We start from the raw sequence: 6,604 nt of genomic DNA on the forward strand, positions 1-6,604 counted from the left end.
CCGTAAAACAATGACGACAAACCCACGACGTGCGATATTCTCGACACATGCTTATCGGCTACGCGCGCGTCTCCACCGCAGACCAGAACCCCGACCACCAAATTGATGCCCTCACCCGCGCCGGCGTCGACCCGGCAGACATCTACCTGGATCGCGCCAGCGGGGCCAAAGCCAGCCGCCCCGAACTCGACAAAGCCCTCGCCTCCGCCAACAGGCGTGGTGACCAACTTGTCATCACCCGCCTCGACCGCCTTGGCCGATCCGTGTTGCACCTGGTCACCCTCGGCGCCGCCCTCCAAGAACGCGGCGTCGGCCTGCGCGTGCTCGAGCAAAGCATCGACACCACCACAGCCGAAGGCAGAGCCATGTTCGGGATGCTCTCCGTCCTGGCAGAACTCCAACGAGAACTCATCATCGCCAACACCCGCGACGGACTGAACGCCGCGCGGGCCCGAGGGCGAAAAGGTGGCCGTAAGCCCAAGCTCACAGCCGAGCAGGCCCTCCACGCCCAAGAACTTTACGACGCCGGCAACTACACCGTCCAACAGATCGCGGACCTCCTCAAAACGCCACGATCAACCATCTACGGCCACCTCAACAAAGAAAGCATCGGCAGAAAACCGCAACCCGCGTAACCGCGTCACAATCCTTAGCGGACGTTTTCGTTCCATTATTTCGCAGACCATAACCTCCATTTCTCTGGTACGAGACAACACAGTCGGTTGCCCTCGAATTGGGGGTACAGTCTCGGAGACTGAATATCACTCGTGTCTTCCATATGAATGTGCTGTGGGACTAGTGTCCAGCAACGGCTCTTTCGCCGGGGTCGATGTTGTTGTTGGTCTCTTACCGAAGGAGTCCCATGCTCCCGTTTGTGTCTTCCGTGCGGCGAAAATTTCTGATTGCTGCCCTCGTTATCGTCGCGATGGTGGCCGGGCCAGTCCTGTCAGCCCAAGCAGAAACTCCTGCCGGCGGCCCGCCACCAGCTACGGAAACACCGGGAACCGACCCAGCCGTGCCGTCCGCGGGAGATACCGCAGCACCCCTGACGGACAGTGTTTCCACTCCGGGGGTAGAGCCCGACTTCGTAGCTGACCCGAATAACGCGGTGAAGGCACCCGTGGACTCTGGGCCGACAAAGCCGGCACGGTCGTGGAAGGACATCCCGCTTCTCAAATCAACTCCAGCTTCACCGGTTCGTCCCTTAGTTCCGTCGGGTGATTTCATCGCCCCAGGAGCAGAAGTACCGCCGGTGTTTGAGACTGCCCCGGTCACGTCGCCCTACAACCCGCCTGCCCAAAGCGTTGACAAGAACGCTCCGAAAGGCTTTGATCGCGCCACATCTGATCTGGTGCAGAGCCGGGAGTTCACGAATACCTTCCAGAATGCCGACGGCAGCAAAACTCTGTTCAGCTCTATTATTCCGTTGAACGTTAAGACGGGCGACGGCCAGTGGGTGCCGGTCTCAACGACGGCGGTGTCGGACGGGCATGGTGGCCGGGTCGTCAAGGACCACCCGCTCAACCCGCAGTTCGCCGCCAACGCGAGCGCGAAGGATGCGTTCTCGGTTTCCCGCGACGGTTTCGACCTGTCATTCACGCCGATCGGGGCGGATTCGAGCCTTGTGGCGAACTGGAGTGGTACTCGTTCGTTGCCAGTGAGTGACCAGGTGACCTACGACAACGTCTTCACCGGTGTCGATGTGCGTTACGACGTCACTCCGGGCTCGGTCAAGGAAACCCTCGTTCTCGACCATGCGCCGGAGCGGGGAACGGCGAAGTGGTCCTGGTGGGTACGAGCACCCGGGTTGACAATCCGAGAGGATCAGGGCGGCAGCTTCCTCCTGAACGATTCCACGGGCAAGACCCGGTTCATCATTCCCAACCCGGTCATGTGGGACTCCTCCGGAAAGCCGGGAGTGTCTGAGCCGGCGACGGCGAACGTGGACGCGTCCGCCCGCCAGGATGGCGCCGACTGGATCTTCACCCTCGCCCCGGACGACGGGTGGCTGCACGCAAAGGACCGTGTCTACCCGGTGTCGGTCGACCCCACCTCGGTCGGCCCGTACATGGAGAACATCCACGCCTACAAGTCCAACGGTGTTGAAATCACGGACGGCTATGCCCGCGTCGGCAACTCGCGTGACGGCGGCGACTCCTACTGGAGGACCGTGCTGCACTATAACTACGAGCAACTATTCGGGAAGCAGGTCATCGGAGCCTGGCTGGACGGCGCATACAACGGCGGCGGAACGACGAACACGTATGCCGGCGGTGTCCGCTGGGCGAACGCATTCTCCTACAACGGCACCGGCGAATATTGGAGTGCGTTCACAATGTCCAATCAGGGCAGCGCCACCGATTATGCGCTCGGTAACCGCGTCGCCCAGTGGGTGCGTGACGGTGTCTCCGGCTCGTACATCATGCTCAGCGGCCAGGAATCCGCGGGCCTGTATACCTATAAGAACATTGCCACGGCGCTGGGGATCACGTATAAGGATTACCCCACCGCTGGCACCGCGATCGCGCCGTCACCGGCCAACGGTGTCCTCGGCCCACTGACGCCGAAGGTCAAGATCAGCGCTGTCGACCCGGAGGGCACCGGTCTGGCGTATTTCTACCGTTTCAGTGAGAACCCGAACCCGGAAGTGGGTGCGGTTCACGATTCTGGGTGGATTGGCACGATGGATTACCAAGTCCCGCCTGGGGCGTTGCAGCCGGGAAAGACGTACTACTGGAAAGGGTACGTGCGCGACGGCTACGACACCGTCTACGGGACGTCCACCGTGCGTGGCTCCGCCACCTGGTCCTTCGTCACGAACACGCCCGCGCCAACGCCTCCGCAGGCCACGGCCACACCGGCCGATCAGAGCGTCTCGACGACGTTGACGCCGACGCTCACCGCCGCTCCGGTGACGGACGTGAATGGGCATCCGGTGAAATATCAGGTCCGCATCGCGAGCGGATCCGACGGTAAGACCGGTGCGCTGATCAACTCGGGCTGGTTGACGACGCCGACGTGGACGGTCCCTCCTGGGACCCTGCAAGACGGCGGGGCCTACACCTGGGTGGTGCTCACCGACGATGGTTTCGACCAGCTGGATGCGTCGTGGCGGAACCGTCTCCAGGTGAATCTGCGTATCGGCGACGCCGGTCCGGCACCGACCGATTCGGCCGGGCCGGTGACGGTGAACCTGGCCAACGGCAACGTGGCCGTGGGGTTCACGTCGCCGACAGTGAGTACGGTGGGCGGTCCGATTGGGATGTCGTTCAGCTACAACTCGCAGCAGCCCAGCAATGCCGGCCTGACCGGCTCCTATTACGACGTCACGCCGCCCGCCGGGCAGGCTCCGTCGTTCGATTTCACCGGGAAGACGCCGGTGCTGGTCCGCACGGATTCGCAGGTGTCGTTCCAATGGGGCGCTGATTCGCCCGGCCCCTCGTTGAAGAGGGATAATTTCATGGCTCGCTGGTCTGGCTTTGTCACCCCGCCAACGTCGGGTAGTTACACGTTCGGGGTGACCCGCGACAATGGAACCCGCCTGCGCGTCAACAACACCCAGGTGATTGACCAGTGGTCCGGGTGGACGTCTGCCGTGTCGTGGGGAACCCCGATCGCGTTGGCTCAGACTCCCGTTGCCTTCTCGATGGACTATTACGATGACGGCGGACCCGCCAACGTCGAACTGTGGGTGCGCGACGCGGGCGGCGTGGAGTACATCGTTCCGGCCGGGTGGTTCATCAAGGCCGTGCAATCCCTGCCGGTGGGATGGTCGGCGTCGACACCGCTTTCTGGCGCTGGCGGTGCCTATGCTTCGGCGCAGGTGACGGAAGCGTCCGTGGTCCTCACCGACGCCAGCGGCGGCGTGCACACGTATGTCAAAGCATCCACCGGCGGCTACACGCCCCCGGTCGGTGAATACGGTGTTCTCTCACTCGACGCGACCGGTCAGGTCACCCTCACCTCCGACGACGGCACCGTCTATTCCTTCAACGCGCAAGGCAGGGTGCAATCGTCCACCACCCCCGCTGACGCGCTGAAACCGGCCAGCCCGGTCTCCACGTATCGCTCGGGCACGGGACAGATCGACCGTGTCTCCGACCGGCTCTCCGCCGTAGTCCCGGCGACGACTCCGCCGAGCTTCCTCCGTGAGGTGGTCTTCGCCTACGCCGGCGATACCGCCACCAGCGTCGGTCTGACATCGGCAGATTCCGACGGTACGGGCTTGGCGTGTCCGGTACCCACCGGGTATGCGGCCCCGCCTGCCGGTGCTCTGTGTCGGATCGTCTACCCGGGGCATGTGGCGGGCGCCGCCGACACGACCCAGCTGTATTATGACGCAACCGGCATGCTGGTGCGGATCAAAGATCCCGGTGACGAACTCACCGACTTCGGCTACACCAGCGGTCGCCTCTCCACCATCCGCGACTCCCTCGCCAACGACTGGCTCGCCGCCGACACCACCCGAGTGCCCACTGGCCCGGTCGTAACAACGATCGGCTACGACGCTCAAGGCCGCGCAGTCACCGTCGCCCTGCCTGCGCCGGACGGCGTCACCGTCAGTGCCCGCCCGTCCAAGACCTACACCTACGGTGCCGGCGTCAGTTATGTCGACGTTGCCGGAATCGTCGTGCCGACCACCGCACCGTCAAATGGGCACGCGCGGACGGTGACCTTCGACAGCGGCTACCGGCAACTGACGGACATGAGCGCGAGCGGTTTGACGGTGTTGGCGGTGTGGAACGAGAAGGACATGCCGCTGTCGGCGACGGACGCCCAGGGGCGAATGTCCACCACCCTCTACAACGGTCAAGACCGTGCCATCGACAGTTACGGCCCGGCACCGACGAGTTGCTTCGGGCCTGACCGGCGCCCCGTGGCGTCGTGCCCGATCGTTCCGGCGCACTCAGCGACCAGTTACGACCAGGGCCTGGTCGGGCTGAACGCCCAGTACTTCCCCAACGCGTCCCTCACCGCCACCCCCACCGCGTTCGGCCTCGGAATCGGAACAGCGGGCGGCGCGGTGTCCCAGAACTGGGCCGCTGCCGCACCCACGACCGGTATTCCAGCCGACAACTGGTCGTTACGCCTGACCGGATTGGTCACCTTCCCCGCTGCGGGAACCTTCACCTTCAAAACCTTCGCCGACGACGGCACCAAAGTATGGATCGATGATGTCCTCCTCGTCAACGACTGGGTCCCCAGCGCCGAACACTGGTCACCGAACAACCTCGCCGTCACCCGCACGGCCGGGCAACAGTCACGCATCCGCGTGGAGTATTTCGACCTGACCGGCGCGGCCAGACTTGAACTGCACTGGGTCCTCCCAGATGGAACCACCCAGCTGGTTCCCGGCAGCGCCCTCACCCCCGACTACGGACTGGCCACCGCCACCCTCACCGATGATGCGGCGCCCGTCGGCGTCGCCGGAGTATCCGATACACAGGTCCCCGACCTGGCCACCGCAGCCGAGTATGCCAACCCGTGGCTGGGTGAAGCGACCGCGACGATCGTCGACCCGGCCGGGTTGAACTTGCGCACCGAAACCACCTTTGAAGCCCTCGGCAGCGGTTACCTGCGCCGCACCAGCAAAAGACTGCCCGCCGCAGTCGCCACCGGCGCCACCGCAGCTGTGGCCGGGACCACGTTCGCCTACTACGGTGACGCAGAAACGTTTGAAGCCGCCAACGGCACCGGCCCCGTTTGCGGCCTTCCGGCCAATACGTCGCAGTCCGGGTTCCTCCGCACGGATACCGGGCCCACCCCGGCCGTGGGCTCCGCGATTGTCACGACGTATGCCTACGACCTCCTCGGGCGTGCCGTGGGTACGAAACGCTCGGGGGATTCGGCGTGGACGTGCACGACGTTCGACGCGCGCGGCCGCACCAATCAAGTCACCTACCCCGCCTACGGCACCGCTGCGGCACGCACATCAACCTTCTCCTACACGAGCAACGGAACCCCCGGTGGTGACCCGCTGACCAGCTGGGACCAAGACGACGGCGTTACCGGCTCACCCACCAACGGACGCGTCACCACCACAACCGACCTCCTCGGCCGCACCGTCACCTACACAGACGTCTGGGGCACCATCGCCACCACCACTTACGAAAACCTCACCGGCCGGGTCCTGTCCATCTCCACCATCACCCCCGGCGCTGCCGCCAAGGCACAACAATTCAGTTACACCCTCGACGGACAACTCGACATCGTCAAAGACGCCACCAAACCCATCGCCGACCTCAACTATGTGAACGGGATGCTCGACTCCGTGCTGTATCCGACCGGGACCGGCAACAGCGGAAACGGCAGCTCCCTCTCCGGGATCGTCCGCGACCAGGCGGGTCGCACGACGGGAATCACCTGGGCGTTCCCGGCCGCAGCGTCGATCGTCGACCAGGTCGTACGCGCACAATCTGGTCGGATCCTCACCGACACGCTCACGCGTGGCGGTACCGTCGCTTCCTCGTCCTACAGCTACGACGCGGGCGGACGCCTCGTCACCGCCGTCATCCCCCGCCACACCCTCAGCTACGCCTACGCCAGCACCGGCGGATGCAGCACGGGCACAGCCGCCGGACGAAACGGCAACCGCACCGCAGCA

Annotated in this window: 2 protein-coding genes; both read left to right on the forward strand. The window is 64.4% G+C overall.

The annotated features are described in order from the left end of the window. The first annotated feature begins 47 nt into the window (after positions 1-47). On the forward strand, positions 48-635 hold the full coding sequence (locus tag IWX77_RS05675) for a recombinase family protein (protein WP_196843530.1): 588 nt from the start codon (positions 48-50) through the stop codon (positions 633-635). A 617-nt stretch (positions 636-1,252) separates the two neighbouring features. After that, positions 1,253-6,604: PA14 domain-containing protein (locus tag IWX77_RS05680; protein WP_196843531.1), on the forward strand; the 5,352-nt coding region annotated here is incomplete at its 3' end.

The sequence above is a fragment of the Cryobacterium sp. CAN_C2 genome, from assembly GCF_015751745.1.
In the GTDB taxonomy this organism is placed as follows: Bacteria; Actinomycetota; Actinomycetes; order Actinomycetales; family Microbacteriaceae; genus Cryobacterium.